The 17289-nt window shown below is 39.7% G+C and carries 18 protein-coding genes; 10 read left to right on the forward strand and 8 right to left on the reverse strand.

Annotated elements, in window-relative coordinates:
- Positions 1 to 15: 15 nt before the first annotated feature.
- Together GUA46_RS03130 and GUA46_RS03135 are read left to right on the forward strand one after the other, a co-directional pair.
- Positions 16 to 1848, forward strand: a complete 1833-nt coding sequence (locus tag GUA46_RS03130; protein ID WP_176619253.1) for a TonB-dependent receptor plug domain-containing protein — start codon at positions 16 to 18, stop codon at positions 1846 to 1848.
- A 137-nt stretch (positions 1849 to 1985) separates the two neighbouring features.
- Positions 1986 to 2855: a cupin-like domain-containing protein gene (locus GUA46_RS03135; protein WP_176619254.1), complete on the forward strand. Its 870-nt coding sequence runs from the start codon at positions 1986 to 1988 to the stop codon at positions 2853 to 2855.
- A gap of 1 nt (position 2856) precedes the next feature.
- Here the strand turns inward: GUA46_RS03135 and GUA46_RS03140 are convergent, their stop codons facing one another.
- The 3 genes from GUA46_RS03140 to GUA46_RS03150 all read right to left on the reverse strand — a co-directional run bounded on the left by GUA46_RS03140 (position 2857) and on the right by GUA46_RS03150 (position 5498).
- Positions 2857 to 3330: a regulatory protein RecX gene (locus GUA46_RS03140; protein ID WP_176619255.1), complete on the reverse strand. Its 474-nt coding sequence runs from the start codon at positions 3328 to 3330 to the stop codon at positions 2857 to 2859.
- Positions 3331 to 3385: 55 nt separating this feature from the next.
- Positions 3386 to 4936 carry an Rne/Rng family ribonuclease gene (locus tag GUA46_RS03145; protein ID WP_176619256.1) on the reverse strand — a complete coding sequence of 517 codons (1551 nt, stop codon included), beginning with the start codon at positions 4934 to 4936 and terminating at the stop codon, positions 3386 to 3388.
- A 271-nt stretch (positions 4937 to 5207) separates the two neighbouring features.
- Positions 5208 to 5498, reverse strand: coding sequence for an HU family DNA-binding protein (locus tag GUA46_RS03150; RefSeq protein WP_014032385.1), 291 nt, complete (start codon positions 5496 to 5498; stop codon positions 5208 to 5210).
- A 124-nt stretch (positions 5499 to 5622) separates the two neighbouring features.
- Between GUA46_RS03150 and mutY the strand changes: the two genes are divergently transcribed.
- The 4 genes from mutY to gldD are packed head-to-tail and all read left to right on the forward strand — an operon-like array spanning position 5623 to position 9036.
- Complete coding sequence (gene mutY, locus GUA46_RS03155) at positions 5623 to 6660, forward strand: A/G-specific adenine glycosylase (RefSeq protein WP_176619257.1); 1038 nt, start codon at positions 5623 to 5625, stop codon at positions 6658 to 6660.
- Positions 6661 to 6684: 24 nt separating this feature from the next.
- A complete protein-coding gene (locus GUA46_RS03160) occupies positions 6685 to 7152 on the forward strand; it encodes a single-stranded DNA-binding protein (RefSeq protein WP_176619258.1) in 468 nt (155 codons plus the stop codon).
- A gap of 26 nt (positions 7153 to 7178) precedes the next feature.
- Complete coding sequence (locus GUA46_RS03165) at positions 7179 to 8489, forward strand: gliding motility-associated protein GldE (protein WP_176619259.1); 1311 nt, start codon at positions 7179 to 7181, stop codon at positions 8487 to 8489.
- Entirely contained in the window at positions 8479 to 9036 is a 558-nt protein-coding gene (gene gldD, locus GUA46_RS03170; protein ID WP_176619260.1) for a gliding motility lipoprotein GldD, read from the forward strand. The genes GUA46_RS03165 and gldD overlap by 11 nt, the downstream gene beginning before the upstream one ends.
- Before the next feature lie 21 nt (positions 9037 to 9057).
- Here the strand turns inward: gldD and GUA46_RS03175 are convergent, their stop codons facing one another.
- The 5 genes from GUA46_RS03175 to GUA46_RS03195 form a co-directional block, all read right to left on the reverse strand.
- Positions 9058 to 9738, reverse strand: a complete 681-nt coding sequence (locus GUA46_RS03175; RefSeq protein ID WP_176619261.1) for a DUF1963 domain-containing protein — start codon at positions 9736 to 9738, stop codon at positions 9058 to 9060.
- A complete protein-coding gene (locus GUA46_RS03180; protein WP_176619262.1) occupies positions 9720 to 9872 on the reverse strand; it encodes a hypothetical protein in 153 nt (50 codons plus the stop codon). Before GUA46_RS03180 ends, GUA46_RS03175 begins: the two co-directional genes overlap by 19 nt.
- Before the next feature lie 121 nt (positions 9873 to 9993).
- Positions 9994 to 10434, reverse strand: a complete 441-nt coding sequence (locus GUA46_RS03185; RefSeq protein WP_176619263.1) for a hypothetical protein — start codon at positions 10432 to 10434, stop codon at positions 9994 to 9996.
- Between the two features lie 148 nt (positions 10435 to 10582).
- Positions 10583 to 12655: a M16 family metallopeptidase gene (locus tag GUA46_RS03190; RefSeq protein ID WP_176619264.1), complete on the reverse strand. Its 2073-nt coding sequence runs from the start codon at positions 12653 to 12655 to the stop codon at positions 10583 to 10585.
- 1 nt (position 12656) lies between these two features.
- Positions 12657 to 13979, reverse strand: a complete 1323-nt coding sequence (locus GUA46_RS03195) for a M16 family metallopeptidase (protein ID WP_176619265.1) — start codon at positions 13977 to 13979, stop codon at positions 12657 to 12659.
- A gap of 184 nt (positions 13980 to 14163) precedes the next feature.
- Here GUA46_RS03195 and GUA46_RS03200 point away from each other — a divergent pair, with 184 nt between their 5' ends.
- From GUA46_RS03200 to GUA46_RS03215, 4 genes are all read left to right on the forward strand, one after another.
- Positions 14164 to 14619, forward strand: coding sequence for a DUF4199 domain-containing protein (locus tag GUA46_RS03200; RefSeq protein WP_108245953.1), 456 nt, complete (start codon positions 14164 to 14166; stop codon positions 14617 to 14619).
- A 95-nt stretch (positions 14620 to 14714) separates the two neighbouring features.
- Complete coding sequence (gene rplU / locus GUA46_RS03205; protein WP_176619266.1) at positions 14715 to 15254, forward strand: 50S ribosomal protein L21; 540 nt, start codon at positions 14715 to 14717, stop codon at positions 15252 to 15254.
- Positions 15255 to 15278: 24 nt separating this feature from the next.
- Positions 15279 to 15539: a 50S ribosomal protein L27 gene (gene rpmA, locus GUA46_RS03210; protein WP_108245862.1), complete on the forward strand. Its 261-nt coding sequence runs from the start codon at positions 15279 to 15281 to the stop codon at positions 15537 to 15539.
- Positions 15540 to 15690: 151 nt separating this feature from the next.
- The gene (locus GUA46_RS03215; protein ID WP_176619267.1) at positions 15691 to 17280 is read left to right on the forward strand and encodes a tetratricopeptide repeat protein; all 1590 of its coding nucleotides are present in this window, start codon (positions 15691 to 15693) and stop codon (positions 17278 to 17280) included.
- Positions 17281 to 17289 lie beyond the last annotated feature (9 nt).

Here is a 17289-nt window from a genome sequence, read left to right on the forward strand (position 1 = left end):
TTACAAGCTTACATAATGAAGAAATCAATCTTATTATTTGCGATTTTACTGGTCGGTGCTTTTCAAGTAAAAGCGCAAGAGAACGATGCTGCCGTAAAGGTGGATTCGCTAAGCGAAGTTGTGGTGACCGCAAACCGAATTAATCTTCCTTTCAAGGAAAATTCAAGAACCATTAATATCATCACTTCCAATGATATTAAAAACAGTGCTGCCGTAAATGTGGCAGATTTGTTACAACAAGTTGCGGGTGTGGATATAAGAAGACGCGGAACTGGTGGTAGCCAAGCGGATTTGTATATAAGGGGGGGTGGTTTTGACCAAACCTTATTATTGATAGATGGCGTTAAAATGGACGACGCGCAAACGGGGCACCATACCATGAACGCAGCTTTGCCCATAGAGGTAATAGAAAGAATTGAAATTATAAAAGGTCCGGCAGCGCGGGTTTTTGGGCAAAATGCCTTTGCTGGGGCCATTAATATCATAACCAAGAAGAATTTGGATAATTCTGTTTCCTTAAATGTGGAAGCGGGTTCCTTTGGGCAATTGAATGGTAGTGCAACTGCTGGCGTGGATACCGAAAACTCGACTCATATAATACATGTGGGAAGGATGACATCTGAGGGGTATAGAAATAACTCAGATTACGATAATGGCAATTACTATTTAAAGAGTGTTTTTAATAAAAACGCCCAGCCTATAGAAATGACAGCAACTTTCTTGGAACGTAATTTTGGCGCCGAGAATTTTTATACCACTAACCCCACGTTTCATGAGTACGAAGAAACCCAAAATAGTCTTTTGGCGGTTTCTACCACTTTTAAGAACAACAAACTGAAAATTCAACCAAGAATTTATTGGAAACGTAATCAAGACTTGTTCCTCTTGAGAAGAAACGAACCAAGTTTTTACAGGAATATGCATATTTCTAATAAGGTTGGGGTAGAGACCAATGCGTCTTATGCTTCTAAATTGGGAATTACAGGATTTGGAGTAGAGTTTTCCAAAATCTACCTAAGAAGTAATAACCTAGGTAGCCGAAACCGTTTTATGTCGAATGTGTTTTTGGAACATCGTTTTAGCATTGCGGACAACAAGTTGGATATTACCCCAGGTGTGGCACTAACTTATTTTTCCGACTTTAAGTTTAGAGCATTTCCTGGATTGGATATAGGTTATAGCCTTACCAATACGTTTAAAGTATATGGTAATATTGGCTATACCTACCGCATACCAACGTATACGGATTTGTTCTATAACGACCCTGTAACCAGTGGTAACGAAAATTTGGAGCCAGAGGAAGCTTTTGCACAAGAATTGGGTTTAAAGTACACCACGCCTAAGTTTAATGCCAGCGTAGCCGTTTTTAATAGAGACGCGGATAATCTAATCGATTTTATTAGAAAAGATGTTTCTGAAGATGTATTTGTAGCAACAAACATTACGGAAGTAAATACCAAAGGTTTGGAGTTGGATGCTATGTATAATTTTAAGTTCAAAGACTTTACGCAAACTTTAAGTGTTGGCTATGCGTTTTTAGATGACAATATTTTAGACCAAAACGAAGAATTGTCCCGTTACTCTTTAAACACGCTAAAACACCAATACACCACGCGCTTAAGCACGCAATTGTTTAAAAATATACGTCAGAATATAATTTATAAGTATGCAGAGCGTACTACAGGACAAACCTATAATGTTTGGGATGCATCATTGGCTGTTAAAGTAAAACAGGCGGAATTTACCCTTACTGCAAGTAATATTTTCGATGCAGATTACATAGAGTCTGGTTTTATACCTATGCCGCCAAGCAATGTTCTATTTGGTTTGCGATACAGTTTTAAATAGGAGCAAAAGGGGATTCCTGCATAAGGTCAAATCTAACCAAGCGGCCAAAGATAAAGGCAAATTGGTTTCCATGGAATAGACCTAGTAAACATTTAAAAACGTTTTAGTAATTTAGCGATTTCAAATTCCTTGAAATTTTGAAGCTGAACCTTGAACAGATACCTCGGGAAAAGACCCTTTCCAAAAAGGAGTTTATCCAAAAATATTTCAAGCCCCAAAAGCCCGTTGTAATTGAGCGCTTTATTGAGGATTGGCCAGCATATTCTAAATGGAACTTAGATTACATGAAGGAAATTGCAGGAGACAAGGAAGTGCCTTTGTATGATGACCGCCCCGTAAAGCACGATGAAGGTTTCAACGAGCCACATGCCAAAATGAAGATGGCCGATTATGTGGACTTACTCAAAAGCGGGCCAACAAAATACCGTATTTTTCTTTGGAATATCTTAAAAGAAGTTCCCGAGCTTCAAAAGGACTATTCTTTTCCAGATTTTGGTCTTCGGCTTATGAAAGGTTTGCCCATGCTATTTTTTGGTGGTGAGGACTCGTATACTTTTATGCATTATGACATTGATTTGGCCAATATTTTCCATTTTCATTTTGAAGGGAAAAAGCAATGTATTCTTTTTTCTCAGGACGAAACCAAATTCTTATATAAGATTCCACATTCTTTGATTACGCGTGAGGATATCGATTTTGCAGACCCTGATTTGGAGAAGTGGCCTGCACTCCAACATGCCAAGGGGCACATCACGCATTTGGAACACGGGAATGTGCTATATATTCCCGAAGGGTATTGGCACCATATGAAGTATATTACACCAGGTTTTTCTATGAGTTTGAGGGCAATTGCTCGTAAACCAAAAAATCTCAGCAAGGCCATTTACAACATTTTTATAATGCGACATTTTGACAACTTCATGCGCAAACTCAAAGGACAACAATGGATTGACTGGAAGAATGAAAAAGCCATTGAACGGACTCAGAAACTATTGTTGCAGGATTGATTTATTTGATGAGTTCGCTCACTTTTTCGTAAACCAAATGACTTTCCCAGCCTCGGTAAAGTAAATAGTCGGCAAGTTTCTTTTTTTTCTTGAAAGGGTTCTTTTCCGTTATTTGGCCCAATCGTTTTTTGGCGAGTTCATCAAAGGTTTTTAAATAATCTTCATTCTGTATTTCTGCCAATGCACTTTTGATGTTGTATAAAGAGATTTCCCTAAACTTCAATTCCCTGACGATTCTGTTGGCTCCCCATTTTTTGATGCTGAACTTACCTCTGGCAAAGGCTTTGGCAAAACGCTCTTCGTTGAGATAATTTTCCTGTATTAGATGGCCCATTATTTGGTCTATGGCCACCGGAATCATGTTCATGCCCTTTAGTTTTTCCATAACCTCTTTATGGCAGCGCTCTTGGTAAGCGCAGTAGCTTTCCATCTTTTTGGTGGCCTCGTCCAAGGTGTAGCTTTTGGTATGATTCATATCTCAAAAGTACATAAAACAAAAAAAGCGACCCCATTTCTGGAGTCGCTTCTGATTATATTTGGATTTTCTTGCCGTCTTTGTCCTTGAAACTATATTCAAGGTACTTATAAGCATCCCTGGGTTGAATTTTAACCCACTTTTTATGGGTTTTGAACCACTTGGAACGAATTGAAGGGAATCCTTTGGTAAGGTAAGCCGCAATAAATGGATGTATGTTCAATACAAGTCCGTTTATTTTTTGGTTTCGCTTAAGGATACGCTCCAAATCTACTTGAATCTTATCGATCAAAACAATCGGCGCTTCTACTTCGGCACCCGAAAGGTTCGGGTTTTCCTCGCTAGTTTTAATGTTCATTTCCGGACGGACCCTTTGTCTTGTAATTTGTACAAGTCCAAATTTACTTGGGGGCAAAATCTTATGTTTGGCCCGGTCGTCCTTCATTTCGTCGCGCAGGTGGTCAAACAACTTACGTCTGTGGTCACCTTTGGTCATATCGATAAAATCCACTACAATAATACCTCCCATATCGCGCAAACGTAATTGTCTTGCAATTTCTGTTGCGGCCAAGAGGTTTACTTCTAGAGCGGTATCTTCTTGGTTTTTTGCCTTGTTGGAACGGTTGCCACTGTTTACATCAATAACGTGCAAAGCTTCGGTATGCTCGATTACAAGATAAGCCCCTCGGCTCATGGATGCTGTTCGGCCAAACGAGGTCTTAATTTGACGCTCTATCCCGAATTTTTCAAAAATCGGTGCGGGACCGGAGTACAATTTAACAATGGATTCTTTTTGTGGTGCAATCTCGTGCAAATAATCCTTGATCTGGTTGTACAGTGTTTCTTCATCAATATGGATTCCTGTAAAAGAATCGTTGAATACATCCCTAAGGATGGATGATGCCCTGTTCAACTCCACCAATACTTTGGATGGGTGGGGCGCTTTGTGCAATTTTTTGCACATGTTTGTCCATTTGGAAAACAAGTTCTGAAGATCTTTATCCAGTTCAGCAACTTTTTTGCCTTCTGCTACGGTACGTATGATTACTCCAAATCCTTTGGGCTTAATACTTTTTACAAGTCTGATAAGTCTGTCCTTTTCCTCTTTGCTCGCTATTTTTTGGGATACCGAAACTCTATCGGAAAAAGGAACCATAACCAAATAACGCCCTGCTATGGATAGCTCTGAGCTGATTCTTGGTCCCTTAGTTGATATGGGTTCTTTTACTATTTGTACCAGTAATGACTGATTGGCTTTCAACACATCGTTGATGCTGCCATTCTTGTCAATGTCTTTTTCAAATGGAAAATTTCTAAGGGAATAATCTTTGAGTTTCCCTGTTCTAGCTTTTTTTATGAATTTCAACATGGAAGACAGTTGCGGGCCCAGGTCGTGATAGTGCAGGAACGCATCTTTTTCATAACCTACATTGACAAATGCTGCATTTAGGCCTGTAACGGGTTTTCTTATCTTGGCTAGGAAGATGTCCCCTACGGAAAAGTTATTGTTGTCTTCTTCTTTGTGTAATTCTACTAATTTTCCATCCTTTAGTAAGGCAAAATCGACTGCTTCTGGTGTAGATCTTACGATTAATTCTCTATTCACCTGAATCGATTTTTATTTATCCCACATGAATTTTGGGATAAATGATTAAACAATATATGGAATCGGTCATTTTTCGGACCGATTGAAATTCGTTTCTTGAATCTCTATGTCAAAGAACGTAATAGGGTAAAACGAAAAAGTAGTTGAAACAACTACTTTTTCTTGTGTCGGTTAGCTCTTCTGCGCTTCTTACGCTTGTGCGTCGCTACCTTATGTCTTTTTCTTTTCTTTCCACTCGGCATATGCTCTTGCTTTAGTGTTGTTAATTATATTATTTTACTTGTACATTGGTCTTTACGCCTTCCACAAAAACTTTGGCTGGCTTGAATGCAGGAATATTGTGTGCTGGAATTTTGATGGTAGTGTTCTTAGAGATGTTTCTACCTGTTTTTTCCGCTCTGGTCTTGATGATAAAACTACCAAAACCTCTTAAATAAACATTATCACCATTCTCCAAGGATGATTTTACTTCTTCCATAAAGGATTCCACTGTCGCTTGCACATCTCCTTTTTCAATACCTAGTTTCTCCGAGATCCTAGTTACAATATCTGCTTTCGTCATTTTGTATTATTAATTTTCTAATTTTTTTCGGCTTGCAAATATAAACATTATAATTAATCTTTCCCTTTAACCCTTTAATTTTAAGTATATAAACTGATACATTTGAGCTTTATTACTTTCTTACATGACTTTTGCCCCAAAAATACTGAATTGGTACCGTGAACATCAGCGTAATCTTCCATGGAGAGAAACACGTGACCCTTACAAAGTTTGGCTGTCGGAAATTATTCTCCAACAGACCCGTGTTGCTCAGGGAATGCCGTACTATTTAAAGTTTGTGGAAGCTTTTCCCACCGTACATGAACTCGCCATTGCGCCTGAGGAACAGGTGCTTAAGCTGTGGCAAGGGTTAGGGTACTATTCACGCGCCCGTAATTTGCACGCCACGGCAAAGATAGTGGCGGAGGATTTTGATGGGAAGTTTCCCGAGACGTACAAAGGGCTAAAATCGTTAAAAGGTGTCGGTGATTATACGGCAAGTGCGATAGCATCCTTCTGTTTTGATGTCCCAGAACCCGTAGTGGACGGTAATGTGTACCGTGTTTTGTCCCGATATTTTGGAATTGATATACCTATTAATAGTACTGAAGGCATCAAATTTTTTAAAGAGCTTGCCCGCGAAGTAATGGATCCTGAAAACATTCGGGATTACAACCAAGGGATTATGGAGTTTGGTGCAATCCAATGTGCGCCAAAAAAACCTTATTGTTTATTGTGTCCGATCCAAGAAAGTTGTGTGGCGCTTAAAGAAAATAAAGTTGACCAACTTCCTGTAAAGTTGACCAAAACAAAGGTTCGGAACCGTTACTTTAATTATCTGGTCTTATTGGATGATGACGGCAACACCATTTTGGAGCAACGTAAGGGAAAAGGTATTTGGCAGAACCTATATCAGTTTCCATTGATCGAATCGGAGAAAATGCTTCAGGCCGAAGAATTGAGGCCCTTGATCCACAAAAAAGATACGGTCCCACAGACAGAATCCATATCATTATATAATAATGAACCCGTCGTGCACAAACTGTCACACCAACATTTGTACACTCAATTTTGGATCTTAAAAACTTCTGATATATTAAAGGAAGGAACACCTTGGGAGGAAATTGGAGGTTTTCCCGTACCAGTTTTGATAGCAGATTTTATCAAGACATTGAAAATTTAGTACTTTTGATTAATTAAGAGAGATATGAGCGGAACATTGAACAAAGTAATGCTGATCGGGCATTTGGGAGACGAAGTAAAAATGCACTATTTTGAGGGCGGAAACTGTATTGGCAGGTTCCCTTTGGCCACCAACGAAACCTATACCAATAGGCAAACCGGAGAAAGGGTCACGAATACGGATTGGCACAACATTGTAGTGCGAAACAAAGGAGCGGAAATTTGTGAAAAATACCTGAGCAAAGGTGATAAGGTTTATGTAGAGGGCCGCTTAAAAAACAGGCAATGGCAAGGTGAGGATGGCAATACAAGATATACTACCGAGGTACATGTGCAGGACTTTACTTTTTTAACCACCAAAAAGGAAAGTATGGCCAATGCGCAATCATCCGATTCAGGTTCGTCCTCTTCCAATTACCAAGAGCCCAGTAATAATCAAGGTTCAGCCGCACCAATCGATAATACGGAAGAAGAGGATGACCTGCCATTCTAAAATAAAAAGACTAAAGCAATACTAAATTGGATCCCGAGCCCCATAGTTTGGCATTTTACTTGTCCACTAACAGTGGAATATTCACTTTAAAGATAGTTGTACTTATACTTCTTTTGGTCTGCTCTGCTTTGATTTCGGCTGCTGAAGTAGCCCTTTTTGGTCTATCGCAGACCGACTTGAACGAAATGCAAGAAAGCAACTCATCCCGTGGAAAAATGATCGTGGAGTTATTGGAGAAGCCAAAAAAGCTGCTGGCCACTATTCTAGTTACCAACAACGCCATTAATATCGGAATTGTGCTGTTGTTCAGTTCCATTGGTAATACCATTTTTGCCGAGATTGACGGAACCCTGCGTTTTTTGTTGGAAGTGGTAACTGCTACCTTCCTAATATTGATGTTTGGGGAAATTCTTCCCAAAATATACGCCAATCGTAACCGAGTACAGTTTTCGCAATTTATAGCCGTGCCCTTAAAGGTACTCAGCTATATTTTTACGCCATTGAGTGCGCCAATGCGCTCTGTTACCTTGTTTATGGAGGATAAATTAGGAAAGAAAAAATCCAACTTGAGCATTAACCATCTTTCCCAAGCTTTGGAACTGGCATCTGAAGGTGATACAACCAAAGAGGAACAAAAGATTCTGGAAGGAATCGTAACCTTTGGTAATACCGATACCAAACAAGTTATGCGACCACGGATAGACATCTTCGCGGTAAATGAAAAGATGAAATTTCCAGAGGTTCTTCTAGAAATAAAGAAAAATGGTTATTCCAGAATACCGGTTTTTTCGGAGAATATGGATAATGTTCTGGGCGTTCTGTATGTAAAGGATTTGTTGCCTTATATTGATAGAAAAACCTTTAACTGGATGTCGCTTATACGCGAACCGTATTTTGTTCCCGAAAACAAAAAGCTGGATGATTTATTGTTGGAGTTTCAGGACAAGAAGAACCACTTGGCCGTTGTGGTGGATGAATACGGAGGAACATCCGGAATTGTAACATTGGAAGACATTATTGAAGAAATCGTTGGGGATATCAGCGATGAATTTGATGATGAGGACCTCGTGTTTTCCAAATTGGACGACTACAACTATGTGTTTGATGGCAAAACAGCTTTAAAGGATTTTTACCGTGTGGTAAAAATTGAACAGGAAGACGAGTTCGAGAGCAAAAAGGGAGAATCCGAGACCATAGCCGGATTTGTATTGGAAATTTCAGGAAGCTTTCCAAAATTAGCAGAGAAGGTTTTGTTCAACAATTACACTTTTGTGGTGGAAAGCATGGACAAAAAAAGATTGAAACGCATAAAAGTAACCTTGCCACATGAAGCATAAGATTTTATTTTTCGTAGTTGTAACCATGCTTTTTATGGGCTGTAAAGAAGAAGTCTTGCCAAAACCCAAGGCTATGCTGCGCTTGGAATATCCAAAGGCTGAATATGCCCAGGCTGGACCGGATTGTGTATATACTTTTGATAAGAATACCCTTTCGGAAATAAAAGAAAGCAAAGATTGCTCTATGGTGCTTGACTACCCCATGATGAACGGGTCCATTTATCTGACTTATAAACCTGTCAAAGGAAATTTGGACACGTTGCTTGTAGATGCGCAAAAACTATCCTATGAGCACGTGGTGAAGGCGGACAACATAGTTGAGCAACCTTTTTTAAACGAAGAGGATGGAGTTTATGGCATGTTCTACGAAGTAAGCGGAAACGCAGCATCGCAATCCCAGTTTTATGTAACGGACAGCATTAATCACTTTGTGACAGGTTCCTTGTATTTCTACGCCAAACCTAATTACGATTCCATCCTTCCCGCGGCGATGTACCTTCAGAACGATATTCGAAGGATCATGGAAAGTCTTCGTTGGAAAAATTAATTATAGAAAATATTTTTTGGTTTAGGTACCTGAATATATTTCAATTATTTGCTCATTTAGGTCCCGTGAAACGTCCAAAGCACTACTTTTTGTAAAAAAGTTTATGTTTCCTTCCCCGTATTCCATACTGAAAATATGGGGGTCAGAAAATCTATAGGAATAAGACTCCTCTTCATCTTCACCTTCCTCAAACACCTGAAATTCTTCATCTTCACCTTGCCAAAAAATAGGCCTCCCAAAAATAAAATCAGTGGGTAAAAGACCATAGTCTCCATATTCGTAAAATATTACCGGGCAATTCAGATTCTCTTTCAATAGGGAGTTCAACTCGTTGAATGAATCTCCTAAACTCCATTCCAACCCGTCTTTCACTATTGTTATAAGTTCTGTGTTCACGAAATCAATAGTGCATGAACGTTTCATAAGCTCCTTTTTCCCATATAAGCTGTCATCTTGTTCAGGGTATTGGCACACCTTAAGTTGGCTGGTTTGGCCGTCATAGTATGCATATCTGGGATAATCGCCCTCTTCTATAAAAAAATAAATAATACCGCTATCTGGTAATAGATTAAAGATGTCATAATCTTTAAGTTCTGAACAATTGAGTTGGGCGAGAAACAATTCGTTAGGTAAAAACTTAATTGAATCAGGTAGGTGGGGCAACCCTCCGACTTTAGATGTGCCTAAAACGGTACAGACCATTCATCCTCAATTTTTGTTTCGTTGTGGTCTAGGAAATAATGGACATTATCCTTTAGTTCTTCGAAATCGTTTTCAAGATTGCGTTCTTTTAGAAAATCATGAATAATCTCCAAGGCTTTTTTGTAGTTGTTCATAGTTTATGTGTTTACTTTATAAAATAAAAGTAACCCTTAAACTTTGTAGAAGGCCGGTAGAATTGACGGATGAAGTATTTCAGTTGATCAATGCCCAATTTGAATTGACCAATGCCCCTTTTTAATTATTAGAAGAGTTGTGGTCGTTAAGTAATTTTTGAGCCCTTTCAATACTACCGTTGATTTTTTCTTTCACAACTTTTACCTTTTCTTCTTCCTCATCGAGCCATTGTTGCTTTTCTTCGGATAGTTCCTTGCCGTTCAAGATTTCCTCATGGTTAAAGCGATCGCCAAAATCCTTCATCCAATCCATCATTGCAGTGTTGGCATCTTGAAGGTCCTTCATGGCCACTTCATATTTTTGGCCCATTTCGGTGGAATCTACTTTTGGCTTAAGTTCTCCGACCAATTTGCCTATCGTACTCATTTTCGGCATCACCTCGTCGTGGATGGCCATAACCTCTTTCATTTGGGTTTGTTCTTCAGTGGCTTTTTTCTCTTGCTTGCAGGAAAAACTCAAAAGCAAAATGGTGCATATCAGCAACGGTAATACTTTTCTCATGGTGTATTGTTTAGTTACAAAAATAACGATATGTCGAATATCGTCATATAATAAATGTTTAATAAGTGTTAACCGATAATTATTGGGAGTGGGCACAAATAAAAAAGGCGCCCAAAATGAGCGCCCTTAAATTATTGATTTAGGCTTTTTACTTAAAATCCGAGGCATCTACACCCTCATTGACTTTGATTTCCTTAACTATGAACTCCATGTTCTGAGGTCCCATGCTCTGCATCAACTTAAATGGGAACTTGATCCCAGAAACTTCTTGGTAGTCCCCGTAACCGATGGTACTTGTCATTTGTTGTCCTTGCACTTCTTGGGTAACGATTTCCTGTACTTTTAGACCTGTTTCCATGTCATAAAAAGCGGTTTTTCCATCGCTAATTTTGAGTTTGTAGGCTTTTTTGTCATCAACTTGCTCTACCCCTTCAAGGGTAACATCGCCTGCGGCCAAATAATTTAGCTCAGGGAATGCAGCTGATTCTTCTTTGATTTTTGCCACTTCTTCAGCGGAAAGGTCTTTGCGTTGACCCTGCATTACCATATATCCGGAGTCGCCATCCAAAACTTGCTTTTGCATGGAATTGCCCTGCACTTTTATGTTTTGCATGAATTGGTCTTGTGTTGTTTTCTTCATTTCAAGCTCCAATTTCATGCCTTGCATTTCGGCTTCTGCCATCATAGAATACGATTCCACGGCATCCAATTTGGCTTTTCCTCCAATGGCATCGATGTAACTTTCCAATACTGCGTTGGCGTCGATCCCTTCGGGAATTGCAGTGCCATACTCCGGTTTGTCTGTTTTGTTGGCGTACTTATCGTAATAAAGAACAGGAACGGCTTTACCATTAAAATTCACTTTCTCCAAATTTTCCAGTACATCTGTTCCTTTTCCGGTGACCACTACACGGGCATTGGAGGTCGAAAAGTATTTTTTGGAAGCATTAAGCACATCTTCTTTGGAGATGGCATCCAAACGCTCCAAATACGTTTCGTAAAAATCTTTGGGAAGGTCTTCTGTTTCAATGTTCAATGCGTATTCAGCAACTGTTTCAGGTTTTTCCAAAGCCATTACAAAACTACCGGCATATTTGGCCTTGGCATTGGCCAATTCCTCATCGGATACCGGTTCGGAGGTCATTTTATCGATTTCTTTCAAAATCTCGACCACAGAACTATCCGTAACTGCGTTTCTAACCTGGGCATAGGCATTGAATCGCATTGGGCTGAATTTGTTGGCCCTTATCCCAGAGTATGATCCATAGGTATACCCCTTGTCCTCTCTTAAATTTTTAAACAAACGGGCTTGTGATCCACCGCCCAATATTCTGTTGGCCAAAAGAGCATCCAAATAGTCCTCGTCCTTCATTTTTAAATTTGTGATGTTTTCCACGGCAACTTCGGATTGAACAGCGTTCGGAACATCAACAAAGTTGATTTGTGTGTACTGGACGTCTTGTGGGTCCGAATAGCTGAGGGATGGCGGTACGGCTTTGGTCCATGGGGTAAATGCTTCTGTGACAAGTTCTTTTACGGTATCAAACTCTACATCGCCAATAACCACTAGGTAGGCGTTGGCAGGAACAAAATAGGAGCGGTAAAACTGCTCCACATCCATTAGTGAAACATTGTTTACCGTTTCCTCGGTCATAAATTCGCCATAGGGATGATTTTTTCCATAAGCCAACGCTGCTTGAACTCTATCGGCTATCGCAGAAACATCCTTTTCTTCCGATTTGATTCCGGTAATCACTTTCTCCTTTTCCTTTTCAAACTCTTCTTGGAGAAAGTCTGGGTTGATTGCGGCATCAGCCATTAACTCAAGAACCCTTGGAAAATATTTGGATAAGGAACTTGCAAAGGCGCTTTGCTCACCGATGTAAATATTGGCTCCTAAAAAATCCACTTCTTCATAAAACTCGTCTTTCGGTATGTTTTTGGACCCTTTGCCCAACATGCTTCCCGTTAGGGCTGAAACCCCAGCTTTGTCCCCTTCCAAAATAGGTGGGTTGTCTATGGATAATTGAATTCGGACCCGTGGCAACTTGTGATTTTCCACTACGAGTACCTTTAGGCCATTCTTTAGCTCAAAACGGGCAGGTTCCTTTAAGTTTATTTTTGGTGCAGGCCCTGGTTCAGGGGGCGTGCTTCTATCTATTTGTGCGTATGTGGCTGTCATGAACAATGACAGCGCAGCTAAAACTAAATACTTTTTCATCTTAATTAGCGTCTTTTTGTTCTGGAAGGTATTCCAGCTCAATACGCTGGTTCACCTTCAAATATTTTTTGGCCACTTCCATGATTTCCTCACGGGTAATGGAGCGGTAGATATCTATTTCGGTATTGATGAGGTTCGTGTCATCCTTTAGCATATAGTTTTCTGCCAAGGAATTTGCAATGCCTTCAACGCTGCTGTTGGCATTCACAAATTGATTTTCGAACTTGTTTTGAAGTTTTTGATAATCTTTTTCGGAAATCAATTCCATTTGAAGCTTCAAAATCTCTTCATCGATTTCTTTTTTGATATCTTGAATGGAATTGTCTCCAACAGGAAGACCACCAACAATGTACGAGCTGTAATCTTCGGCATCAATGGGAACAGAAAGTATTTGAAGTGCCATTTTTTTCTCGTCAACCAATTTCTTATAAAGTTTGGAACTTTCGCCATCACTTAAATAGGCAGAAATCATGTTGATCACATAGGCATCCCGTTGTCCTTGTCCGGGCGTTCTGTAAGCCAATAGAATGGCCGGGATTTGAATGTTCGGGTCGTAATATTTGGCAAACTTTGTCTCGGTGATAGGGTCTTCCTTGATATTGGGTCTCTTTATTTCGGCTCCCCTTGGAATGGGGCCAAAATAATCTTTGATCATTTTTTTGGTTTTTGCGGTTTCAAAATCACCCGCTACTACCAAAACCCCATTGTTAGGGACATAATAGGTTTGGTTGAATTTTTTAAAGTCTTCCAAAGTGGCGCTGGCCAAATGATCTAGAGAACCGATTACTCCCCATCTATAAGGGTGCTTTGTGTAGAGGTTTTTCAAGATTTGCTCAAAAAATGCACCGTAGGGGGCATTGTCCGTCCTGAGTCTTCTTTCTTCTTGCACCACTTCTTTTTGGGTGTCTACGCCAACTTGCCCGATAATCGGGTGCATCAAACGTTCAGACTCCAACCAAAGTCCAACTTCCAAACTATTGGAAGGGAAAACCTCATAATAATACGTGCGATCCAAAAAGGTGTTGGCATTGTTCCTTCCTCCGTTGGCGGCCGTTATTTGGTCCCACTCACCTCGTTCAATGTTTTTGGTGCCCTCGAAGAGCAGGTGTTCAAAAAAGTGTGCAAAACCCGTTTTGTCCGGGTCTTCGTCTTTAGATCCCACATGGTACATAACCGATGTGGTCACCACTGGAGCACCGTTGTCTTGATGCAAAATCACATGGAGCCCGTTGTCCAGGTCATACTCTTCAAAAACCACCTCTTGTGCAAAAAGGCTAGTTGCTGCAAAGAGCATGGCAGATGCAGTAAACAAATGTTTTTTCATTTTAATAGTCAGTATTTAAAAATTGATGTTGCTAAGAGGTTGGTATCGATTTATCAATCGATGTTACGCTAAATATAAAATATTTTCGGGCAGCAGATAAATTTTAACCTCGTCTTTGGTTTCAAAGAGTGGGATAATTCACAAACATTCAGTAAATTATACAATGAATTCAAAAAAATACAATATGAAAAATTTAACTCTCCCGATTCGTTTTGGCATAGTCACGAGTGCTGTGCTGATTGCGTATTTTTTGATTTTGGCCTTAATGGGCAAGCATACAAATGTGTTTTATAGCCTGTTCAATGGTGTAATCACGGGTTTTGGAATTTATGAGACCATTAAATATACCAAGATAAAACAGGGTAAGTCTTTCAGCTATGGAAATGGGTTTACGGCCGGTATAACCACTGGCTTTATCGCAACATTGTTGTTTACTATTTTCTTTGCACTCTATGCGACGGAATTGGATAGTGCTTTTCTGGACAAACTTTCGGTTGCCTGGTCCAATGATTATAGGAATTTCCAGGGAATCGTGTTTTTCACCGTGGCCATAATGGGGTTCGCCACTACCTTGGTTTTAACCCTTTCGTTTATGCAACTTTTTAAGACAAGCAACAATTCAAAAAAAATAATGGGCTAAATCCGTGAGGAATACTTGTGGATTAAGGATTTAGCAGTATATTTGCACCCGCTAATTTTGATAAAGCGCAATAAATTTAATCTAATTAACGCATTATGTACGCAATTGTAGAGATGGCAGGGCAGCAATTTAAAGTTGCTAAAGACCAAAAAGTGTACGTTCACCGTTTGCAAGGAGAAGAAGGTGACAAAGTTACCTTTGATAAAGTTCTTCTTTTGGAAGATGGTGATAACGTAACCATTGGCGCCCCGGTCATAGATGGTGCGGCTGTTCAGGCCAAAGTTGTAAAGCACCTAAAAGGAGACAAGGTAATCGTCTTTAAAAAGAAAAGACGTAAAGGTTACCAGAAAAAGAACGGTCACAGACAATATTTGACAGAGATCGTTGTTGAAGGAATTTTGACAAAAGGTGCCAAGAAAGCAGCTCCTGCAAAGGCAAAGGAAGAATCCAAGCCAGCAGCAGAACCTAAAAAAGCTGAGAAAAAAGCAGAAGCACCTAAGAAAGAGGCTCCAAAAGCAACCGAGGACTTGAGCTCCAAAACTGTTGCTGAATTGAGAGATATGGCAAAAGCCAAGGAAATTACCGGTTACTCTTCCATGAAGAAAGCCGAGTTGATTGAAGCGTTAAGCAAATAAGAAAAGAACTAAAATTTATATATCATGGCTCACAAGAAAGGTGTAGGTAGTTCAAAAAACGGTAGAGAATCAGAATCGAAACGCTTAGGTGTTAAGATTTTTGGTGGTCAGGCAGCAGTTGCTGGTAACATTATTGTAAGACAACGTGGTACCAAGCACAATCCTGGCGAAAACGTATACGCTGGAAAAGACCATACTTTGCATGCCAAGGTAGATGGTGTGGTTAAGTTTGAAAAGAAAGTTGGTGGTAAATCTTATGTTTCCATCGAACCTTTTGAAGCATAACAGCGATTTATAAAAGTTAATACGGAAAGGCCCTGCATTTGCAGGGCCTTTTTTTTTGTCTTTATTTTTAATGGTTTGTTAACCCAATGGTGATGTTGGAGTGAGAATCAAAAGCGTACTTGAACTTTTGCTTTTTGCTCAATAACCCACCATGAAAAATGTTTTTGTTTTTGTTTTTTTGTTCAGTTTATTGATTCCGATGGGCGGTTCGGGACAACAGGCCAATGTACCTATAACGAATAGAAAAACTACGGATACTTACAATGCACTTCAAAATCAATTGGAGATTGCAAAAAAGAATCCTGAGAACCTGGCCAAAATTGCACAAGCCTATCTTCAATTGGGTGAGTACTATCATACACTTGGTCTGTATACCGAAGCCATAGCGCAATACAATTCTGCATTGGAACAGTTAGGGTCCAATTTGGAGGATTCTCTGTACATCACACTCAACAATAATATTGGTAAAGTATATCTTTCGTTGAACAATTTTGAATTGGCCGAAAAGTACTTTGAGGAAACCAAACAAGCATCAGAACAACTCAAAGATGATAAGGGTTTGGCCGTTTCACTAGGGCTGTTGGGAGCAAGCCACGAAAAACAATCCGAATACGACGAAGCCCTCCAAGACCAAACCCAAAGTTTAGAGCTTTTTCAAAAATTGGATGATTATAATGGAGTTGCTATTACCAACGAAAATATGGGCAGCATATATGAGGATTTGGGACAGTTCGACCGCGCTTACCAATTCTTTAATAAGGCCTATCGTTATTTTGAAGGCAAAAACACAACCGAGGAAATCAATGTGCTCAATAATCTTGGTGATTCATTCCGAAAACGGGGCGATTATCAAATAGGCTTAGCCTATACCACAATGGCTTTGGACTTGGCCAAGGGGTTGAACGATCTCCATGAATTGGAGAGCGCGCATAAAGACCTTTCCAAAAACTACGCCCTCATGGGCAATTTTGAAAAGGCGCACGAGCATCTGCTTCTTGCTGAAGAATATAATAGTGAAATGCTAAGGTCACAAAACTATGACCAATTGAACGTGCTCCAAACCATTTATGAGACCAATAAAAAAGAAGCAGAGATTCAACTATTGAAGGAGCAGAACAAGGTAAGTGTTGCCAATCAGAATTTGCTTTGGGTTGCACTATTCGCCATAGCCGTTATTTTTATAATTCTCTTTTACTATATGGGCAGAAAGCGGAAGGCTACGTTGAAGATTCAGGAGTATAAACACCGTATGCTCAAGGCAGAGTTGGACAAAAAAGCCATTGAGGAACAAAACTTACAGCGCGAAGTGCAGTTAAAAGCAGCCTCATTATCGCGATATAGCCTGCACCTCTCCCAAAAGAACAAGATTTTGCTCGATATGTCGAACACACTTCGGAATATGGTCTCACGAAAACATATGAATACTTCGGACAAAATTAAGGAACTGGTCAACGAGATAGATTTTAATCTAAAACAGGAACAGGAATGGGATGAGTTTATGACTTTTTTTAAGGAGATCCACCCAGAGTTTATCAAGAAACTTTCGATGCTTTCGGAGGATTCATTATCTCCGGCAGAATTACGATTGGGAATGTTATTACGTCTAAATCTTTCTTCAAAAGAAATTGCATCCATTTTACGTGTTACTCCGGATAGCGTTAGAGTGGCCCGTTACCGATTGAGAAAAAAGTTACCCATTGACCAAAAAGAAGAGTTGGTCAACTTTATGATTGAACTTTAACCTCTTAAT

Source organism: Flagellimonas chongwuensis (assembly GCF_013376415.1).
Taxonomy (GTDB): Bacteria; Bacteroidota; Bacteroidia; order Flavobacteriales; family Flavobacteriaceae; genus Flagellimonas; species Flagellimonas chongwuensis.